General features: G+C 53.0%; 16 protein-coding genes. 14 read left to right on the plus strand and 2 right to left on the minus strand.

Features of this window, described 5'->3' with window-relative positions; translation table 11 throughout:
* Window positions 1-67 precede the first annotated feature (67 nt).
* A complete protein-coding gene (locus HGA34_02460; GenBank protein ID NTW22388.1) occupies window positions 68-1,387 on the minus strand; it encodes a hypothetical protein in 1,320 nt (439 codons plus the stop codon).
* A 261-nt stretch (window positions 1,388-1,648) separates the two neighbouring features.
* Here HGA34_02460 and HGA34_02465 point away from each other — a divergent pair, with 261 nt between their 5' ends.
* The 6 genes from HGA34_02465 (at window position 1,649) to HGA34_02490 (ending at window position 8,563) form a co-directional block, all read left to right on the plus strand.
* Complete coding sequence (locus HGA34_02465; protein ID NTW22389.1) at window positions 1,649-3,199, plus strand: hypothetical protein; 1,551 nt, start codon at window positions 1,649-1,651, stop codon at window positions 3,197-3,199.
* Between the two features lie 12 nt (window positions 3,200-3,211).
* Window positions 3,212-3,616 (plus strand): hypothetical protein, encoded by a 405-nt coding sequence (locus HGA34_02470; GenBank protein ID NTW22390.1) that lies wholly within the window; start codon window positions 3,212-3,214, stop codon window positions 3,614-3,616.
* A 73-nt stretch (window positions 3,617-3,689) separates the two neighbouring features.
* Window positions 3,690-4,622 (plus strand): FAD:protein FMN transferase, encoded by a 933-nt coding sequence (locus HGA34_02475; GenBank protein ID NTW22391.1) that lies wholly within the window; start codon window positions 3,690-3,692, stop codon window positions 4,620-4,622.
* Between the two features lies 1 nt (window position 4,623).
* A complete protein-coding gene (locus HGA34_02480; GenBank protein NTW22392.1) occupies window positions 4,624-5,361 on the plus strand; it encodes a hypothetical protein in 738 nt (245 codons plus the stop codon).
* 166 nt (window positions 5,362-5,527) lie between these two features.
* On the plus strand, window positions 5,528-7,042 hold the full coding sequence (locus tag HGA34_02485; protein ID NTW22393.1) for an IMP dehydrogenase: 1,515 nt from the start codon (window positions 5,528-5,530) through the stop codon (window positions 7,040-7,042).
* A 24-nt stretch (window positions 7,043-7,066) separates the two neighbouring features.
* Window positions 7,067-8,563 (plus strand): adenylosuccinate synthase, encoded by a 1,497-nt coding sequence (locus HGA34_02490; GenBank protein ID NTW22394.1) that lies wholly within the window; start codon window positions 7,067-7,069, stop codon window positions 8,561-8,563.
* A gap of 110 nt (window positions 8,564-8,673) precedes the next feature.
* Here the strand turns inward: HGA34_02490 and HGA34_02495 are convergent, their stop codons facing one another.
* Window positions 8,674-9,171, minus strand: coding sequence for a hypothetical protein (locus HGA34_02495; protein ID NTW22395.1), 498 nt, complete (start codon window positions 9,169-9,171; stop codon window positions 8,674-8,676).
* Window positions 9,172-9,417: 246 nt separating this feature from the next.
* Here HGA34_02495 and HGA34_02500 point away from each other — a divergent pair, with 246 nt between their 5' ends.
* From HGA34_02500 to HGA34_02535, 8 genes are all read left to right on the plus strand, one after another.
* Window positions 9,418-10,647, plus strand: a complete 1,230-nt coding sequence (locus HGA34_02500) for a M23 family metallopeptidase (GenBank protein NTW22396.1) — start codon at window positions 9,418-9,420, stop codon at window positions 10,645-10,647.
* Window positions 10,648-11,016: 369 nt separating this feature from the next.
* The gene (locus HGA34_02505; GenBank protein NTW22397.1) at window positions 11,017-11,247 is read left to right on the plus strand and encodes a hypothetical protein; all 231 of its coding nucleotides are present in this window, start codon (window positions 11,017-11,019) and stop codon (window positions 11,245-11,247) included.
* A gap of 95 nt (window positions 11,248-11,342) precedes the next feature.
* Window positions 11,343-13,016, plus strand: coding sequence for a hypothetical protein (locus HGA34_02510; protein NTW22398.1), 1,674 nt, complete (start codon window positions 11,343-11,345; stop codon window positions 13,014-13,016).
* A gap of 84 nt (window positions 13,017-13,100) precedes the next feature.
* Window positions 13,101-15,515 carry a lamin tail domain-containing protein gene (locus HGA34_02515; protein ID NTW22399.1) on the plus strand — a complete coding sequence of 805 codons (2,415 nt, stop codon included), beginning with the start codon at window positions 13,101-13,103 and terminating at the stop codon, window positions 15,513-15,515.
* A gap of 3 nt (window positions 15,516-15,518) precedes the next feature.
* Window positions 15,519-15,953, plus strand: a complete 435-nt coding sequence (locus tag HGA34_02520; protein NTW22400.1) for a hemerythrin domain-containing protein — start codon at window positions 15,519-15,521, stop codon at window positions 15,951-15,953.
* Window positions 15,954-15,958: 5 nt separating this feature from the next.
* On the plus strand, window positions 15,959-16,573 hold the full coding sequence (locus HGA34_02525; protein NTW22401.1) for a hypothetical protein: 615 nt from the start codon (window positions 15,959-15,961) through the stop codon (window positions 16,571-16,573).
* 339 nt (window positions 16,574-16,912) lie between these two features.
* Window positions 16,913-18,364, plus strand: a complete 1,452-nt coding sequence (locus tag HGA34_02530) for an ABC-F family ATP-binding cassette domain-containing protein (GenBank protein ID NTW22402.1) — start codon at window positions 16,913-16,915, stop codon at window positions 18,362-18,364.
* 216 nt (window positions 18,365-18,580) lie between these two features.
* Window positions 18,581-19,000 carry a hypothetical protein gene (locus HGA34_02535; GenBank protein ID NTW22403.1) on the plus strand — a complete coding sequence of 140 codons (420 nt, stop codon included), beginning with the start codon at window positions 18,581-18,583 and terminating at the stop codon, window positions 18,998-19,000.
* Window positions 19,001-19,019 lie beyond the last annotated feature (19 nt).

Below are 19,019 nucleotides of genomic sequence, written 5' to 3' on the forward strand. Positions count from 1 at the left end.
AAAAAAAGAGGGAAGACCCGAAACGTTATCGTTTCCAGTCTTCCCTCGGTCAGGCGGGTTGCGCAATTCAGTCGGCCAGACGTTCGATCCGGTCGTCGCTCATGACGGCGGTCATGATAATGCCCTGGGTTTCAGGGGAGAACTTTTCCAAGTTCATCATCATGAAGATTTCGGCCGGCATGCCGTTGACGATGGTCGCGTCGATCGTTTTTTCGGTGCAGATGCGGCGCAGTTCGGTTTCGAGCTGCTGGAGCTTTTCTTCCTCGCTGCCTTCGGTGATGTTGGTCATCTTCGGCTGGCGGAGGTGGCCGGTTTCCAGGGCATCCATGCCCAGGGATTCGCGGATCATGACCGCTTTAAGGTCGGGGCACGAAGGCAGTCCCGGGCATTCAAGGCACTTGGAAGAGTCAGTGTCTTCGCCGTCTTCCATGAGGTCGTGGATGGAGCCGAACGGCATGCCTGGCATGCCGGCAAGCGCACCCATCATCTCCAGGGAGGTTCCGTCGAAGTCATCATCCATGATGCTGTGCAGCAGGCTGCCTAGGAGGCCGCCGATCATGGAGCCATGACCGGGTTTTTCCTCACGGAGCAGCTGCTCGAGCTTGGCCCGGAGCCGGAAATTGAGATCAAGTCCGGTCTCATCGGCGATGTCCAGGATTTTCTGGGCCACGTCTTTGCCGCCGAAGTGGGACGACCTGATGGATTCGGCGATTCGGCCGGCCTGCCAGGTGTTGGCGAGGCCGTTGTCTTCGAGGAAGGCCAGGAGGAAACGGTGTTTCGCGGTCTGGAGGGTGAAGGCGTCGGCGATCTCGGTGGCCGAAATCACGTCGTGCTTAACCTTGGGTATAGCCAAGCTGATGATGAGGTCTTCGGCGATACGGGAATCGGTGCCGTCTTTCGAGCTGTCATCGACGATTTCGGCGAGCATCTTGATGCTGGTGGGCGTCATGGTGCGGCCGGATTGGGCTGCCAGTTCTTCGCCGCGGCTGCGGAGAAGGTCTCGGACGCGGGCGGCGTCCTCGTTGGCGTTTCCGCTTTTGATACCTTTGCAGACGTGGTTCAGGAGCAGGATGATGCTCCGCAGGTCACGGGTACGAGCGGCGTAGCTCTCGATCAGGCGGGACCGGATGTGTCCCATGGTGATTGTCTCGAACATCTCGATGAGATCATCGATCCCGTGGACCAACAGCATGGTCTTGGCGACGTAGCAGTCGGTCAGTTCACGGAACCATTTTTCGACGAAGATATTCGACACTTTGAGCTGCATGCACTCCTGGATGAAGCCGTGGATGGCCAAGGGGGCGACCTTGAGACGGAAGAGGTTTAAGCTTCGGATCTGTTTCTCAAGGGCCTTCTTCTTCCGGTACATCTTGAGCGTTTTCATCATGGCGTTTTTCTCCTCTTGGGGGTTGGACTTCTTGGGGTTGGCAGAAAGCTGACAGGGCTGAATTGTGCAATTTTCAAAAAAACAATATTTTATATTAGCATATTTTGCCTAATTTGTCAACATATTTATTGCCCCGGGCCAGAACAAACGGCCCCTTGTCGGGTTATTTTGGCTAAGGTTATCACAGGAAAAATGATGTAACAAAAGGCGGTTCAAGGGGTAATATATATGCATTATTCATTATTATTAACGGTACTATATATGGAATATAGGTATTTTGTCCGTAAAATCCATCAGCCGACCCCTGAGATCGTAGCTTTGGAATTAGCCGACAGGCTGGGCCGGCCGGTTTTTGCGTTCAGGCCAGGGCAGTATGTGATGATTGCCTATACAAACGCGAAGGGCTTGCTTGAGCGCAAACATGCCTTTTCTTTGGCCAGCTCACCCACTGAAACCGACCACATCAAGCTTGGCATTAAAGTTGGCGGGAAATTCACCCAAGGGTTGTTAGGCCTTAAGCCAGGTGACCAGGTCATCGTCAATGGCCCGTTCGGCAACTTCGTCTTCGATGAGGCCAAGCACAAGAATGCGGTCTTCTTGGCTGGCGGCATCGGCATCACGCCTTTCTACAGCGCCCTCAAATATGCCACCGACAGGAAACTCGATAACAGGATGACTTTGCTATATAGCAACAGGACACTGGAGCGGACACTATATTACCGGGAGATCAAGGCGCTCGAAACCAAGAATAAGAATTTGCGAGCGCTGTTCTCGGTAACTGACAAGAACATCCTGCCAGTTGCCGGCAGGGTGGTGAACAAACGCCTGGACGGTCAGGTTATAAACGAATTCGTCGGTGGCCATGAAGGCAAGACTTTTTTCATCTGCGGCCCGGCGCCTTTCATGAAGGCGATGAAAGGCGATTTGCTCGGTCTCGGCGTCAAGCCGTCCCAGATCGAAATGGAGGGCTTTTCGATGATGACCGGCAGCGGCGCCTTGGCAGGCACCAAAAACGTGGCTTATGCCATGGGCTTTTCCGGCGCCTTGATGCTAGGCTCTTTCTATCTGATCGCCAATCCAGGCACTACGCCATCGCTCGATAGTCTGGAAAAGCTTGGCTTGTCCAACTACTTGTTAAACAGTGATTCGTCGCCCGAGGCGCAAGCAGCAGAAGTTCCGGTGGTGATGGCAGAGTCCGGTCTCCCGGTTTCTGATGTTTTGGCTGCAGCCGATGCCGCCGGCACAAGCACTGGGTCCGGAATATTGGCCTTGGCCGAAGTTGCCCAGGAAGCAAATGCCGCCAACACAACGGCAGCTGCTGTTCAGTTGCCAGCGGTAAAAAAAGCTGCTACGGCAACCACGGCTCCAACTCCAGCCCCGGTGACTCATGCCTCGCCGGTCAAGGAAGCTGCTGCAGTTTCTAAGTCGGCTACGCCAGCCGCAACCGCCAGCAAAACAGCGTCCGCTCCAACCCCGGTCACCTCGGCCTCGGCCCCTGCGCACACCACCCCGACCGTCACAGCCCCCACACCTGCCACACCGACTACAGCGACTGCCCCAAGTACGGCGCCAACCCCGGTCACCTCGGCCTCTGCTCCGGCCAGTACTCCCGCTGCGCCGAGCACTCCGAGCACCCCGACTACGGCCAGCCAGCCTACTGCGCCAGCGCCGGCTCCAACTACCTCGGCGTCAGCTCCGGCCGCTTCCGGGTCCTCATCAAACACGACGCCTACCACCGTGAATACTTCGACGCCTACACCTACCACGCCAGTCAGCAGCAGGAGTAGAAGCAATGACGATGACGACGATTAAACAAACTTGCATATGAGAAAAACATTAGACACATTATTATTGACAGCGTTGGTCGCGGTTTTCGGGATCGGCGGTTACAAGCTCGGTTCCAAGAAGGAGCGGATCGAGGTGTTTGCCGCCATCCCGCCAGCCGCCGCCCCACGGGAAAGCGGGTTGCCTCAAGCGGGCGAGGTTCAGACAGCCAATACTGAGGCGGCAACTTCAAGCGCCCCAACGGTTCCTCAAGATGTTGCGTTAAAACCAGCCCAGGCAGCAGCCGTCCCGCCAGCTAAGCCGGCGACCACCCAAGTTTTGGGCAGCAAAGTGACCAAGACCCCAGCCCCTGTCGTACCGGCTGCACCAGCGGTCCAGCCGTCTGTTCCGGCTGTGGCACAACAGCCAGCCGCCGAACCGCAGCCGACAACCAAGGTTTCTTAGAACCACGCCTTCTTAATCAAATCCTAATGATTTTGAGCCCATAATCAGAATAAACAGATAAGATGAAATCCATATGACTTGGAAAAAATTCAGCGCGTTGGGCACGGAAATAATCATCAGCGCCGCCTTGAAGCCGGGGGAAGAGAATAAGATCGACTCGGCTGAAAAAGAGATCAATGATTTCGAAAAGAGATTCAGCCGCTTCATTGTCGGCAACGAGCTCTATAAATTGAACAGTTCGGCGGCCGGAGAGTTCGAGGCCAGTCCGGTTATGTCTGATTTGTTGCGTGAGGCGAAAGGCCTCCATGAAGAGACCGGCGGTCTGTTCGATCCGACCATCATCGGCAGCCTCGAAGATATAGGTTATGACCGCAGCTTCGTGGCTGGAGCCCAGGATGAGGAGACTGAGCCGGTTGATGCTGGCAAAATCAGCAAACGGTTCGCCGCCCGTCCACGGATGTCCGAACTGGTAATCGACGGTAATTTGGTAAGAAAACCAGCCGGCCTGAGAATCGATTTGGGCGGCTTAGGCAAAGGCTATATAGTGGACCGCTTGGCCGACGGCATCTTTAAGGATGTCGAGGATTTCTGGATATCGGCCGGTGGAGATTTGGTAATCAAGGGCAACGCCGAAGGGAGTAAAGGCTGGAAGGTCGGCGTCCAGAACCCGAACAAGCCGGAGAAGGAGATTTTTTCGGTCGTTACCAAAGGGGAAAAGGTCGGTGTCGCCACCTCCGGCATATTCAAGCGCCGAGGACAGCGCGGCGGTGTGGATTGGCACCACTTGATCGACCCGCGGACAGGCTTGCCAGCCGATAATAATATCCAAGCGGTTACGGCTATCGCCTCGAGCGCGGCCAGGGCTGACGTCCTCGCGAAGACCGTATTAATCCTGGGGGAAGAAGAGGGTCTCCGTTTCATCGACGGGCAGCCAGACTCCGCTTGCATCATTTTTTTCAAAGACAGGGGATTGAAATTCTCCGAGAGAGCATTTAATTATTTCTGATATGTACAAGGTATTTGCCACAATCATTTTCTTGCTGCTGATAGGGTCGGCCGGCTTCATGTTCGGGACCAAGAACCGTGAAGTCGAGTACGTCGTGCGCGGCGGATCAGGCGTTCCGTCCTCGACGGTAGTCGTCAGCCAGTCGAACTCGGGCGAGAAGCGTCTTTGGGGGCTAGTGCCAGCCGACAAGGTCGCTAGCATCCCTTGGTATGTCTCACGATCGGCAGCCGTTGTTTCCTACTTGGTGATGTTCCTGGTCATCCTTCTCGGGACCGGCATGACGACCGGCTTCGCTTATCGCTTGCTTGACCCGGTCATCGCTTGGAGCACGCACCAGTATCTGGCCATATCCTTGGGGGTGACTTTGGCCGTGCACGTCATCTCTATCTATTTCGATGAGTTCATTAATTTTTCGGTGTCCGACTTGCTGGTGCCGTTCGTTTCTGATTACAAGACGGTTTATCTGGGGCTTGGCATCATCGGTTTTTACATTCTGATTCTGACCGTATTATTTTCGATCTTCTTAAGGCTCAAATCGCCTAAATTCTGGCGGGCGACGCATTTCTTGGTGTATCCGATGTTCGCCCTGTCCCTGGTCCATGGCCTGTTCATCGGCAGCGACTCGGGCACATTGGCTATGAAGCTGGTTTACTGGGTGACGGGAGCTATTTTCGCCATCCTGCTGGCCTATAGGTTCGCCGTTTATCCGCTTAAAGCCAGGGCCCCGAAAACGCCTTGACTTTTTGGCCAAAAAATGCTAATTTAAAGGACAATTTAGTCTTTCGTTTGGAAGGCTATTTTTTGTTTTTTTGACAACGGAATGATCGAAATCTAATCGTATCTCATTGACTATCACACAGAGACAGTTGACAGCTGCTCGCAACCCACGAAAGGAGAAACTGCTTATGAAGATGCCCAAGGACAGGTTTTTCAGAAGGATGGAGGCGCAAGGCTTGGCCTTGTCTTATGGCGATGTCAGGATGCGGACCGGCTACTCCGAAGTATTGCCGTCCGATGTCCTAGTCAATTCGCTGTTTTCACGGAACGTCCCCCTCAACTGCCCGATCATCAGTTCGCCCATGGACACGGTCACCGAACGCAAGATGGCCATCCAGATGGCCAAGCTGGGCGGGCTCGGCATCATCCACAAAGGCCTGAATCCCAAGGATCAGGCCGCCGAAGTCGCCAGCGTCAAGTTCTATCTGAACGGACTGATCAAGAAGCCGATCTGCTTCCAAGAGGAGGCGACCATCGGCGAGATCGAACGCATCATGGAGGAGAAGGGGTACAAGGAACGTTTCCAGAGTTTCCCCATCCTTGATAGCGATGGCAAGCTGGTCGGACTCCTGACGCACAACGACTTCGAGTTCTGTCTGAATCCCGAGTTGACGGCCAGACAGGTGATGTCGCACGAGCTGATCAAAGCGCAGCAAGGCATCGGCCTCGAGGAAGTCTTCCGCATGATGGTCGGAAACAAGAAGAAGGTGATACCCGTAGTCGACGGCGAGGGCCAAATCGCCGGCATGTATGTCTACAAGGACGTCAAGCGCATCATGACCGGAGGGGACCCGATCTATAATCTGGATCCCAACGGCAACCTGCGCGTCGGTGCAGCCATCGGCGTAGGCGAAGAGGCCCTGCAACGGGCGGAGCTGCTTTACAACAAGGGGGTCGACGTGGTCGTAATCGATACGGCCCATGGCGACACTCTGGGAGCAGTCACCACCTTGAAGGAGCTGAAGCGCCTATATCCAGGCCTCGACGTAGTAGTCGGCAATATCTCCGAAGGAGAATCGGCCCGGCGCTTAGCCGAAGCCGGAGCTGACGGGCTGCGCATCGGACAAGGTCCGGGCTCGATCTGCACGACGCGGGTCGTGGCCGGTATCGGCTGTCCGCAAGTGACGGCGGTCTATAACTGCGCCAAGGCGGTCAGGGGCATACACGTGCCTGTTTGCGCCGACGGCGGGATCGAAGACACCGGCGATATAACCATAGCCATGGCGGCCGGCGCCCACTCGGTCATGCTCGGCAGCATGCTGGCGGGTACGGACCAGGCGCCTGGGGACATCATCCAGGTCAGCGGCATGCCCATGAAGCGCTATCGCGGCATGGGCTCGCTCGGCGCCATGCAATCGAGCATGGAGTCGCGCAAGCGCTATGGCCAAGGGATGAGCCTCAAAGACAAACTGGTGCCTGAAGGCGTCGAAGGCGTCGTGCCATACAAGGGCGACGTCGAAAAGGTCATCGTCCAGTGTCTCGGAGGCCTGCGCGCCGGCATGGGTTATTGCGGCGCCAGAAACGTCGAAGAGCTCCAGGAGAAGGCTGATTTCCACCGCATCTCCGGGTCGGGTCTCAAAGAGTCCCATCCGCATGGCATCATCATCACTGAAGAAGCGCCCAACTATAAGCAGCAGCGTTAAAATCAAGGACAAGGAGGCAGAATAATGAACAAACTGGAAAGAATGTTGCAAGGGGTGAATACGGCAGCGGTAATCTGCAGCCAGTGGGGCGACACCGGCAAAGGGAAGATCGTCGATCTTCTGGCCGAGTGGGCCGATGTCATAGCACGCGGCACCGGCGCCGACAATGCCGGGCACACGATCTGGGTGCAAGGCAAGAAGTATGTCATGCACCTCATCCCGTCGGGCATCCTGCACGACGGTGAGGGCAAGATCAATATCATCGGCAGCGGCGTAGCGGTCAATCCCCGAGTAGTTCTCGAGGAGATGGCTATGATCAGCGAAGCTGGCTTGTCCTATGATCATCTGATGATCGCTTTGAATGCCAAGCTGATCCTGCCGCAGCACATCCTGCTTGATCGCTTGCGCGAGAGCAAGACTGGCAAGATCGGCACGACCGGACGCGGCGTCGGACCGGTCTACGCCGATCATTACGCCAGGATGGGGCTGATCGTCAACGACATGCTGAATCCCGCCTCTTTCCGCGAGAAGTTCAAGCGGAATCTTCGGGAAAAGATGGTCCTGCTCAAGGAGTATGATCCGGTGCTCATCCAGGAACTGATGCATCATGAACATCTGGAAAAAGGGCTTTTCTTTTCGGACGGCATCGGAATTTTTGATGTTGATGCCATTGTCGAGCGTTACGTCGAGTACGGGCGCTTGCTGAGAGACCTGATCAGCGATACCGATACGCTGCTGAAGCGTATCGTCGGCACAAAGAAGGTTTTGCTTGAGGGAGCCCAAGGAACGATGCTCTCGGTGGACCACGGAAGCTATCCCTACGTCACCTCATCCGATTGCACCGACCAGGGTTTGGCCCATGGTGTCGGCTTGAAGGACAAGCACATCGACTTGGTGCTGAACATCGCCAAGGCGTGTTACATGACGCGCGTCGGCGGCGGACCGTTCCCGACCGAAATCGGCGGCCATGCCTCGGCTGACTGGTGCGCCGAAAGCGGAGTTAACAGAAGGATAGAAAAGGACAATTATCCGTTCGCCACCGTTAATTCGCAGCAAGGCTTCTTGCAGGGAATCGCCATCAGGATGGCGGGTGATGAATACGGAGCTACCACCGGCCGTCCACGGCGGGTGGGCTGGCTCGACCTTCCGGTGCTGCGCTATGCCACGAGGCAATGCGGCAGAGACGTGATCCTGACCAAGCTGGATGTTCTCTCTGGCTGTGAGACGATCAAGATCTGTTCGCATTATCAATATGTCGGCGAGCCCTTTAACTACGGCGCCGACACCATCGACACGGGTTATGAGGTCAAGGTGGCTATTCCGTTCGCTGAAGTTATGGATAAGTGCGAGCCGGTCTATGCCGAGTTTCCTGGCTGGTGCTGCGATATTAGCGCCATCAGGGAATATGACGAACTTCCAATCGCCCTCAAGGAGATTGTCGCGTTCATCGAGAAGCAAACCGACGTTCGTGTCAGGATCATCTCGGTAGGCGCCGATCGCGATGCTACGATCATTCTGTAACTGCTCTTTCAACCCATACTGCTAATGCAGTGCCGCTGAGTCTGACTCGGCGGCTTTTTTTATCCGAAAATTGGCCAGTAAAAAAAACCGCCCGGTTACTCGGGCGGTTTTTAAGCGAGAGGTAGGCCTGGCAGGGTGTCAACGAATTTTCTTAGAATCGGACTATACGCCCAATTGGGCTCTGGGCCGAAATAATTCGGCGTTCCGCCTGGTGCCGGCATCGCGGCCAATTTAACAGCCGCGCTCGTTTGCGGCGCGGCCACGCCTAGCTTGACGGAAGGCGCGATATTTTTTGCCGAAGATTTAACGGGTTTGCCCTGTTTTTTTTGTCTTTCGGCAGCAGAGCGTTTTGCAGCAGCTTCTCGCTGGGCCGCGGTGATGCGATTTTTTCTTTTTTGCTGGATGGCAGCAGCATCGTGGCTCTTTATTTTCGGTCCTTTAGAGCTGGCCGTGTTCGCTGAGCTGATCGGAACGACAAGCATGCTTGTCAGCAAAGCTAATGTTAAAAAAACGGGAGTTATAGTCCTGATCGATTTACGAATATTTTTATTAAAAAATAATCCGTTCGATTCAGACCTTTTAAAAAGAGTTTTAAATTGCGTTTTCATATGTTTATTAAAGTTAGAGCTTGTTAGCGGCTTGCCCCGTTACGTTGTCGACTCAACGAAGTCGGGCATTCGTGAAATACGAGCTTGCTTAGATTTTATTCGGTCACTATAAATGCCAATTATTAGGCAATTATTAAGAATAAGATTAAATTGTTACTGACAGTAGCGGCTCTTCTAATATTTATATCTGTGCTGTTAGCGTTGCCATATTCTTCAGCTTTTGGTATGGTTAAAAGTGATATTTTTATGAATAAAACAATTTATAAATACATAATTTTAGCGTTTTTAGCCTTGATTTTTGCCTTTTTATTTTTCAATCTGCGCAACAAGCATGTAACGCAGAATGGAACAGATTCTAAAATGACGGTCGGTCAGGCCGTCAATGCAGATGAAGCTAAAAAGGATGAAAAAATGACCGAGGTGGAAGTTGAGGAGGGCGACGTTTTCAACAAGATCGGTGCCAGGGGCGGATTGGATGCGTCAGCCTGCTACGCGATTTATGACGACGTCAAAGAGGTCTATGACTTGGCCAAGTTGCGAGTCGGCAACAAACTTTATTTTTACTCTGATAATAACGGATCGATCAATAAGCTGATGTACGCTGTCGATAATGACCGAGAGCTTTTCATCGAGAAGGGTGCTGATGGGCGATGGTCGGGCAAGATGCAGAACATCGTTTATGAAGTGCGGGAAAAAACCGTCGAAGGGACGATCGACTCTTCGCTTTACGAATCGGCCATGGCGGCCGGTGCTGATGAGCGAGCCGTGTTGCAATTCGCCGAAGGACTGGAGTGGAGCATTGATTTCGCGAATGACCCCCGTGTCGGCGATAAGTATAAGTTCGTTTATGAGGAGCGCTATCGCGATGGCCGCTTCGTTATGCCCGGCAAAGTCTTAGCCGGTGCCTACCTTAACGGTGACAAGCTCTACCAGACATTTTATTTTGAAGAATCGGAAGATAATAAAGGCTACTTCGACGAGAATGGCAATTCGGTGCAAAAGATGTTCCTGAAGGCGCCGCTAGCTTTCAAATATATTTCTTCGCCGTTCACTACTGGGCGCCGCTACGTCGAAGCTTTCAGCGTCTCGACCAAGCATCGGGCTATCGATTATGCCGCTGCGCAGGGAACGCCGATCAGGGCGATCGGCGACGGCACCGTAACCCATGCGGGCTGGGCCGCCGGCTATGGCAATTTTACCTCGATCAACCATAACAGTACCTATTCGACCAATTATGGGCATCAGTCGAAAATTATCGTCAAGCGCGGGCAGCGAGTGCGCCAGGGCGAGGTGATCGGCTATGTCGGTTCGACCGGCTTCTCCACCGGGCCCCATCTGCATTTCGAGATGGAAAAGAATGGCGTCAAGGTCAATCCGGCTAATGAGATCGTTCCTCCAGGAAGGCCGATCGGCGACTCTAGGAAAGCCGATTTCACAAAGGCTATCGACCAGTTGAAAGAGAAGATCAAGATCTGACTATAGTACAGGAAAAACAGGCCCTCCGACGGAGCGGCCTGTTTTTTTGTTTCTTAGGCACGGCGGTTTCTTTGGAGATTTTAATCTTTGCTTAATGACTGGCGACTATGATATGGATAATAAGCTGCGAATCGAGCAGTGTTTCCAGATACCATATGAAATTCGCTATTTCCAGGGTCCGATTGCCCAAAAACAACATGGATTGGTGCCACCGGGCTCCGTCCAAAAGCAGAAACGAGGACGCCACGTCCGGTGTTTTTATTTTGAAGGTTTTTTATGTCCGGACTCACGAAGACCGCAGCAGAAGGACTACCAACATCCAGCGATCAGGGAAGTCTCTGGGGAAAATACTTAAGCCGATGCAAACATATGCGCATTTCTGAGCCAGCAATTGAAAGGAAAGAAGACGGCGGACAGCCGGTGATTTTTGACGATGAGTCGGAGTACGATGCAGCGATGTTCGAGTTCTTCAAGTCCAACCGCAAGCAAACTGCGGTTTCCGACCTTGGCATGCAAGAGGGAGAGTCTCGGATCAATCCGTTGGCCGATTTTCTTCGAGTCGCCGGTTCCCACATCAAAAGGCTCTTCGGCAGGACTTGACAGGTGGTTTTTTTAATAAATATTTAATGTACCAATATTACAATAGAATTGATATAATGTGGATAAGGAGGGCATTAACTATTAGAAGAAACCATATGAAAAGGTATTTGAGCAATTTATTGGTCTTGCTTCTGCTGCTCAATTTTGCCGCTTTGCCAGCCAGCGTTTTTGCCGCTCCACGTTTCGATCACAGCCGATTTACCGTTTCCCGGGGGTGGACCAACGGCAGTGACGAACACTGGCACATCATCCCGACTGGCGAAAGGACCGAATTCGTCCTCGGAGATAAGGTCCAGTTCTTCGCCCAGGTCGGTCCCATAAACTACCAGCATCAGTGGCGCTTGGTCCTTTACCGGAACAATAGCCAATACCGGATCGAAACTAACCCTCGTTTTTATCCGGATTATTATTATGGCTGGAATTATTCGAACTTCGTGCCCTATATGACCGACTTGCCGGTCGGCGAATACCGGGCGCACTATCAGCTGGATTCAGGGGCGGGGTTCGAAAGCTTGGCTAACGTCAACTTCAGGGTCGTTTCAAGGAGTACCGTTCCTGACAGATATCCGGATAACAGGTACACGATGATCAGAGCAGTAGTTGCCTCCGGCTGGCAGAACGGGAGCAGCGACCATTGGAATATACAGCCGACCGGGCAAAAAACGTCCTTCAGGCAGGGTGAAACCGTGTATCTCGTGTCCCAGCTGAAGGATGTCAAAGCCGACCATCGTTACAGGATCGAGCTTTACCGGACTGACGGTCCGAGAAACAGGGTTTTTGAAAACATTACGCCCTGGAATCGCGTGGGCCGCGGATGGACTTACAGCAATTACCAGCCATATTACAGCAATGCCGAAGTCGGCAATTACGAATTCAGGCTATCGATCGATACGGGCAGCGGTTGGCGCAGCATGGCAGTCAGGCCGTTCAAAGTGACTAACCAGCGCGATAATAGCACCCGACAGCCTTATTACTACGATCGCACCACCGTCTCTCGCGGCTGGCAGAATGGTTCTGGCTCGGAGTATTGGAATATACGGCCGGTCGACCCACGCTCCAGTTTCAATTATGGAGACGATATCTTTGCCGTCTCGACCGTACGGAACATCGTTGATGACTACCAGTGGAAGGCCGAGCTGTATCGCAACGGCCAGCTGGTTTGGCAGGATTCCACTCCTTGGCGCGACGTCGGCATGGGGCACGCTTTCGGCAGTTATTATCCGAGATACGACAACGCCATGCCAGGAAATTATGAATGGCGCATCTATCTGAACACCGGCTCGGGCTTCAAGCTTCTTGATACCAAGAATTTCACTGTCTCCGACAACTGGCGCGGACCCGATTGCAACAGCAGCAATAATTATTGCAACTACGATTGCCGCTACTACAATAGCTGCAATAGCGCCAAATGGAGCTATAACGGGGCCACGGTCGCCGAGAATTGGACCACCTATGGCGGCGACCAGCGCAACTTGCAAGCGGTCAATCCGCGCAATAGCTTCAACCGAGGCGCCACGGTCTATATCGTGGCCCAAGCCAGGGATGTCAAAGTCGACCATCGCTGGGCCATCGAGACCTATCGCAATAACTCCTTGCTGTGGACTTTCACCACTCCTTGGAATAGGCTGCGCAACACCACCTGGCCTTACAGCAGTGTCGTGACCAGCAGCTACAACTCGGACTACGGCAGCTACGAATTCAGGGTCTTCTTCGATGAAGGGTCTGGCTTCCGGCAAGTCGATAGCAAGTATTTCTATGTCAATTATTAAATCATTGGAAGGGCCCCTCAGAAGGGGCTCTTTTTTTGCGTCAGCCATTTTTTTGTTATAGCTGTTTGTGGTATAATAATAGCTGTGAACAACAAAACGCCAAAATCATCAAAGGCCAAAAAGACGCTAAAGTCTCATGGACCTGAACGCCATTCGTGGCTGAAGAAATTCAGTATCGCTGGCGAAGATTTTACTATAAATTTCAGCTTTAAGCAGAAGCCGCCCAAGGAGGCCAATAAGAGCTACCTCTTCAAGCATCGCAAGGAAATCAAAGGCGGCCTGGCATATGGAGGACAAGCTTTTGCGGCGGTAGTCCTGTTGACCGTAATAGTCAGCATGCTGTCATGGTCGGCCCTGATTTGGAACAAATCGGTGCAAGATCGATACCGGCCGATACAGCTTTTGCGGTCGACTTTGGGCAACTTCGGCCAGCTGGCCATGGATACCATCTCCGGTCAGAACGACGCTAGCGCCTCATCGACCTCGCCTTCGATTTTTTCCTTGATTGCCGAGGGGGTGAAGAAGGAGATCGGCAGTCTGGCTTCGGGGGTGAAGAAACAGATTACCAAGATAAGCCCTCCTAAAAACGAAACCAAAGTCCCCGTAAGTCCGCCGCCGGCTGCTCCAGTCGCCTCGAGCGCGCCGATTGCGGTCGCGCCTGTAAAAATCGAGCCGCCAACACCGGTAAAGAAAGCGGTGCCGACCACGACACCGGTGGTCAAGAAACCTGAACCGGTGAAGACGGTGGTGCCGACCACGACACCGGTGGTCAAGGCAACGACTACGCCGGCCACCACCACGACACCGGTGGTCAAGGCGCCGGAACCGGAACAGCAGCAGACGGTCGTGAAATATGTCATCAACGAAGCGCCGGTTTACCCGGAAACCTCTATAACGGCCTCGCCTGCATCATTAACTAGCTCAACCGCAGCCACCTTCGCCTACTCATCCAATAAATCAGTCGTGGTTTATGAGTACAAGCTGGATAACGGAACGTGGATTTCTGCCGGCAATACGGTTTCGCTCTCGGGGTTATCGGAGGGGAATCATGTCTTTATGGCCAGAAGCACGGATTCAGTCGGCCCTGACCCGACGCCGGTCCAATACGATTGGCGGATCGACCTGACGCCGCCAGCCATCGTTTTCGTTTCCGCTCCCGCCAGCTCCACCAACCAGACAACAGCCGCTTTCGAATTCGGGGCCAACGAATTGGCGACTTATCACTATAAGCTTGATTCGGAGGCCTGGCAGCAATCCGTCGGTGCGACGACAAGCTTCAGCGGCTTATCTGAGGGCTTTCACGAGTTATCAGCATACGGTGTCGATACGCTCGGTTTCCAGGGGGCGACAATTGAAGCGAATTGGCTTGTCGACCTCTTGCCGCCTACGGCCTATCTCAACGAGGTGCCGCAAACGACGAGCCTGGAAGATTATTCGGTCAACGGTTTGAATGTCAGCTTCGGCGGTTCGGACCAGAACATGCCTAATGGCAGCGGCATTTTCAGCTACGATGTGGAGTACGCAATCGACGGAGGGGCCTGGCAGCAGTGGAATCAAGCCTTGGAGCAGGATTACGCAGTTTTCGGCCAGCAGATGTCCGAGAATCAGGTCGTTAACTTCCGAGTTCGAGCTCACGACGGTGCAGGCAATCTCGGCGACTGGGGCGACACCAGCCAGACCAGGTTCGCCAGCACCAGGCCAAGCAACCTGGTCTTGAGCGAGGTGCAGATCACCGGAGACAGCGCGACAGACGAGTTCATCGAGCTATACAACCCGACAGACGATGCCATTACTTTGGATACGTCGGTATTCGTCCTTTCTTTCAAAAATTCTGCGGGCAACGAAACCATCCTGGTCGATGACTTCATGAACATGCAGATCGATGCCCACGGCTATGTCTTGGTGGCATCCGCCGATTACAGCGGCGGGGCGACGCCAGACATCAGCTATCCGCCAACAAGCGAAGTTCCTGCCAACGCCACTGTTATCATCAGCCAATCAGGCCAAGCCATCGACAGGCTGGGTTTCGGTACGGCCCAGGAATTCGAACTAGAACCATTCGCCGACAACCCCGGACCATACGAAAGCTTGGAGCGCAAAGCTGCTGGAACCTCTACTGCCGGCACTATGGTCAATGGCGCAACGCACCATCTTTCCGGCAACGGCTACGACAGCAATAGCAACGCTGAAGATTTCGTCTTGAAAATACAATCAGAGCCGCAGAACGTCGATAGCGGCACCGAGCTGGCTTATGGGTCTGGTATCGATTTCAGATTCGCCATGTCGGGCGCAGCCTCGTTCTTTGGCGGCGTTTGGTTCAGCCTGGCGAAGAGCTGGATCAATCCAGCCCGTCTCGAATCGCTCAACGGATTTATCGATAACGCGATCAATGACCTGGTTTCGGAAGTCGTCGCGGCCCAGCTCGTGTTCGATAGTTTTGATTACCAATGGCAAGATTTTTCTACACGCCTGGTTAGAGGAATAATCAATAAAACCTAAAATATGCACCACTTGGATGATGAGATAATGTATTATATGGCTAAGTGCCACGAAGAGCTTGACCGATTGATCGGACAGGTCGGCGAGGCTGATGGCGACGAGATGCGTCTCGAATTGTTCGGCCGGTTCAAGGCGAAACTGGAGCAGCACATGCTGACCGAGGAGAGATCGATATTCAGCCTAGATGACCTAGCCGAGGGCTCGATGGTCGATGCGACGAGGCGTCTATACAAGGATCACATAAAGATAAAGGCGCAGGTGGCGGAAATCGAGGCTTCCATCAGGAGCGGGGGTTCGGTCAAGCTCACAGATTTCATCCAGACCATTTTCGGCCACCATAAGCTCGAAGACGAGACCCTTTATCCATATCTTGACCATCACTTGGCACCAGAGCGCAAACGGGAGTTGCTGGCGGAAGTGAGGACTAATTTGGATTAGATAATATGAAGCTGCTCGCCAGAAAAAAAGTCATTGCCGCTCTCGTGCCGCTGGCCGCACTGGGAATGATGATACCGCGAACAGTCTCTCCGGCACTGGCCGAGGAGCTGCTTTCCGATCAGACCTTTGTCTTGAATGAGCCGATTATGGCGGGTACGCAAGAAATCGCACCTCTTGGGCCGGCGGGCGATGATTACGATTACACAAGGAGCGCTTCGCTCAGCATCGAAGCCGACTTGCCGGCAGCCGTTACGCTTGGTCAGACCATCAGCGTCAGGCTGATGGTCAATCCCGGAGAGTCGGCCATAAACGTGGCCAAGGCGAGCCTTGCCTACACGGCCGAGACGCTTACGCTTGTCGCTATTGACGGTGAAGACGCGCCCTTCTCGATCATTTTCGATAATCAGACCGGCATCGGCGAGCTGGCAGTAACCGGCATGCAGCCGGCACCGGGCATCAGCGCCAAGGCGCAAGTGGCGGAACTGTATTTCATCGCAGCGGCTCCTGGTGAGGCGAGGATCGATTTTCTGCCCGGTTCGATGGTTTTGGCTAATGACGGTTACGGTTCAGACGTTCTGGCATCAGCCCAGGGCACGGCTTTCGCAATTAGCAGTTATTAAAGGTAGGGCAGGGATGTTTCGCCAAGGGGCGTTTTTTTTGTTTTTTCATGGCTGCTCTTTAGGATTTTTTCTGAAAGCTGTTCATCATCACTCCTGACGGAGCTGATGATGAACCGACGGCTCACCTGCCGTCGTCCTTGCGGAGCCTTTATTGATTATACTGTTCCTCTTGCTCCTTACGGAGACTACGAGGAACTGGTATAAAGCTGTTCTCTTCGGTCCTTGCGGACCCTTCAGAGAACTGGCAGCTCACTCGCTGCCAACTCGCTGCCAACTCGCAGCCATGGACAAAATAGTTGAAATCTGTTATTCTTTGGTGGTACTAAAATAATATTTCATATGGCAGAAGAAGTAATCTTGAGGTTTGACGAAGTCAGCTTCGAATATATCCACAAAAAACCGACTTTAGACGAGGCCAGCTTCAGCGTGCGCCGCGGCTCTAAAATTACCCTGATGGGCCAAAATGGCGCCGGTAAAAGCACCTTGTTCGGCCTGATCAAGGGCGAGCTCAAGCCTAAGAGCGGTAAGATTTCCATGCCCTCGGGCAGTACTATCGGCACCGCCAAGCAGACCGTTTCCAGGGAAGACTTGGAGTTGACGGTCGAGGCTTATTTCGCCAAGGCTTTCGAGGTCGTGCCAGCTAATCTGGCTAGCCGCATCAGCAAGGTGCTGGAGGCAGTCAATCTGGTCATCCCGACGGAGCGCAAAGTCGGCGAGATGTCCGGCGGCCAGCAGGCCCGCCTGCTCTTGGCGATCGCCTTGATCCAGAATCCGGACATCCTGCTCTTGGATGAGCCGACCAACAATCTGGACAAAGAGGGGATTGACCATCTGGTCACCTTTCTGGTCATGTATGAGAAAACAGTCATAGTAATTTCCCATGACGCCGATTTTTTGAATTGCTTCACCGAAGGCGTCATCTATCTGGATATCCACACTCACAAGATCGAGACTTATGTCGGCGACTATTTTACGGTGGTCGAAGAGATCGCTAAGCGGGTCGAGCGTGAAAAGATGAAAAATGCTCAGCTCGAGAAGCAGATCAAGGACCGCAAGGAAAAAGTCAACTTTTTCGCCAACAAAGGCGGCAAGATGCGCAAATTAGCTTCGAAGCTTAAAGAGGAGACAGCCGAACTGGAAGATAACATGGTCGATGTCCGCAAGGAAGACCGCACGATCCGCAAGTTTAGTATCCCCGTCCAGGATGTCAGCGGCGAGATCGTCAAGATCGAGTCAGTCAAAGTCATCCGCAACCACGAGCCGATCATCAAGGAAGTGAACATAATTCTGCGCAAGCGCAGCCGGTTGCTGGTCTCTGGGCCGAACGGTGTGGGTAAGAGCACCTTTTTGCGCACATTGGTTTCGCGCAATCACGAGGGAGCTAAAATAATGGAGGGCATCCGAGTCGGCTATTATAGCCAGGATTTCGCCACGCTGGATTTCAATGATACAGTTTTCGAGTCGTTGCAACGAGCAGCCGCAGACGGCATCGACGATCAGGAGATGCGCAATGTGGCCGGAGGCTTCATGGTGGCCGGTGATCTTTTGGGCCAGCAGGTCGGTGCTTTATCGGAGGGGCAGAAAGGCTTGCTGTCTTTCGCCCGGCTGGTATTGATGCAGCCAGCAATCATCATCCTGGATGAGCCGACAAATCATATCAACTTCCGTCATATTCCGGTTATCGCCAAGGCCATTGACGACTTCGAGGGAGCGATCATCATGATCAGCCATATGCCCGAGTTCGTGAAGGAGATAGAATTTACTGAATTTTTGGATTTAGGCAAGGTATAGTCAAATATTCTGCGATAGCTACGCCCCGGTTTCTGCCGGGGCGTTTTTTGTATAAAGGCTTGTTTTACCCAGTGTATTTGATTAATTTTATTTCCGGCTCATCCTCTTGCACCTGTTCTGACCATTATGGTATAATAATTACATAATCTCGATGGTCGAGAAAATCGGTTTTAAAAATCTCGATGGTCGAGATTTATATAAAATTAGCAAAATAGTATGCCAGGTCAGGAAAACTTCATCAGCTTGAAGGAAGCGTCGAAAATTTCCGGTTATAGCCCGGACTATATCGGCCAGCTGATTCGCTCCGGCAAGATATCCGGCAAGCAGGTTTACACCAATGTCTCGTGGATGACCACCCCCGAGGCGGTTCTGGCCTATAAGCAGGGCAAGGAGTCTCAGAAAAGCGATAAGGTTAGCCTAAAGGAGTATCTTGTGACCAGACAGAGAAAAGCGAGGATGGAACTAGATATCTTGCTGCTTTTTTTCAAGACTTTCAAATCAGTTTTGCCGATATTGGCTATTTTAATCTGCAGTTTTTTCTTTTTGATACTGACAATGATGAATTATCTTTCCGATAAGCGCGTGTTGGGCAATGACCCGGCCTTTAATTCAAATATTAGCGAATTCTCATTTTGATCTGACCCCTTAACCTTTC

It is taken from the genome of Candidatus Falkowbacteria bacterium (assembly GCA_013336275.1).
Classification (GTDB): Bacteria; Patescibacteriota; Patescibacteriia; order Patescibacteriales; family GWE2-39-37; genus JAAXUA01.

What these genes read in the sequence shown, in the direction of transcription:
- HGA34_02460 (NTW22388.1), bottom strand. Translation starts at nt 1,387, where the DNA reads ATGATGAAAACGCTCAAGATGTACCGGAAGAAGAAGGCCCTTGAGAAA.
- HGA34_02465 (NTW22389.1), top strand. Translation starts at nt 1,649, where the DNA reads ATGGAATATAGGTATTTTGTCCGTAAAATCCATCAGCCGACCCCTGAG.
- HGA34_02470 (NTW22390.1), top strand. Translation starts at nt 3,212, where the DNA reads ATGAGAAAAACATTAGACACATTATTATTGACAGCGTTGGTCGCGGTT.
- HGA34_02475 (NTW22391.1), top strand. Translation starts at nt 3,690, where the DNA reads ATGACTTGGAAAAAATTCAGCGCGTTGGGCACGGAAATAATCATCAGC.
- HGA34_02480 (NTW22392.1), top strand. Translation starts at nt 4,624, where the DNA reads ATGTACAAGGTATTTGCCACAATCATTTTCTTGCTGCTGATAGGGTCG.
- HGA34_02485 (NTW22393.1), top strand. Translation starts at nt 5,528, where the DNA reads ATGAAGATGCCCAAGGACAGGTTTTTCAGAAGGATGGAGGCGCAAGGC.
- HGA34_02490 (NTW22394.1), top strand. Translation starts at nt 7,067, where the DNA reads ATGAACAAACTGGAAAGAATGTTGCAAGGGGTGAATACGGCAGCGGTA.
- HGA34_02495 (NTW22395.1), bottom strand. Translation starts at nt 9,171, where the DNA reads ATGAAAACGCAATTTAAAACTCTTTTTAAAAGGTCTGAATCGAACGGA.
- HGA34_02500 (NTW22396.1), top strand. Translation starts at nt 9,418, where the DNA reads ATGAATAAAACAATTTATAAATACATAATTTTAGCGTTTTTAGCCTTG.
- HGA34_02505 (NTW22397.1), top strand. Translation starts at nt 11,017, where the DNA reads ATGCGCATTTCTGAGCCAGCAATTGAAAGGAAAGAAGACGGCGGACAG.
- HGA34_02510 (NTW22398.1), top strand. Translation starts at nt 11,343, where the DNA reads ATGAAAAGGTATTTGAGCAATTTATTGGTCTTGCTTCTGCTGCTCAAT.
- HGA34_02520 (NTW22400.1), top strand. Translation starts at nt 15,519, where the DNA reads ATGCACCACTTGGATGATGAGATAATGTATTATATGGCTAAGTGCCAC.
- HGA34_02525 (NTW22401.1), top strand. Translation starts at nt 15,959, where the DNA reads ATGAAGCTGCTCGCCAGAAAAAAAGTCATTGCCGCTCTCGTGCCGCTG.
- HGA34_02530 (NTW22402.1), top strand. Translation starts at nt 16,913, where the DNA reads ATGGCAGAAGAAGTAATCTTGAGGTTTGACGAAGTCAGCTTCGAATAT.
- HGA34_02535 (NTW22403.1), top strand. Translation starts at nt 18,581, where the DNA reads ATGCCAGGTCAGGAAAACTTCATCAGCTTGAAGGAAGCGTCGAAAATT.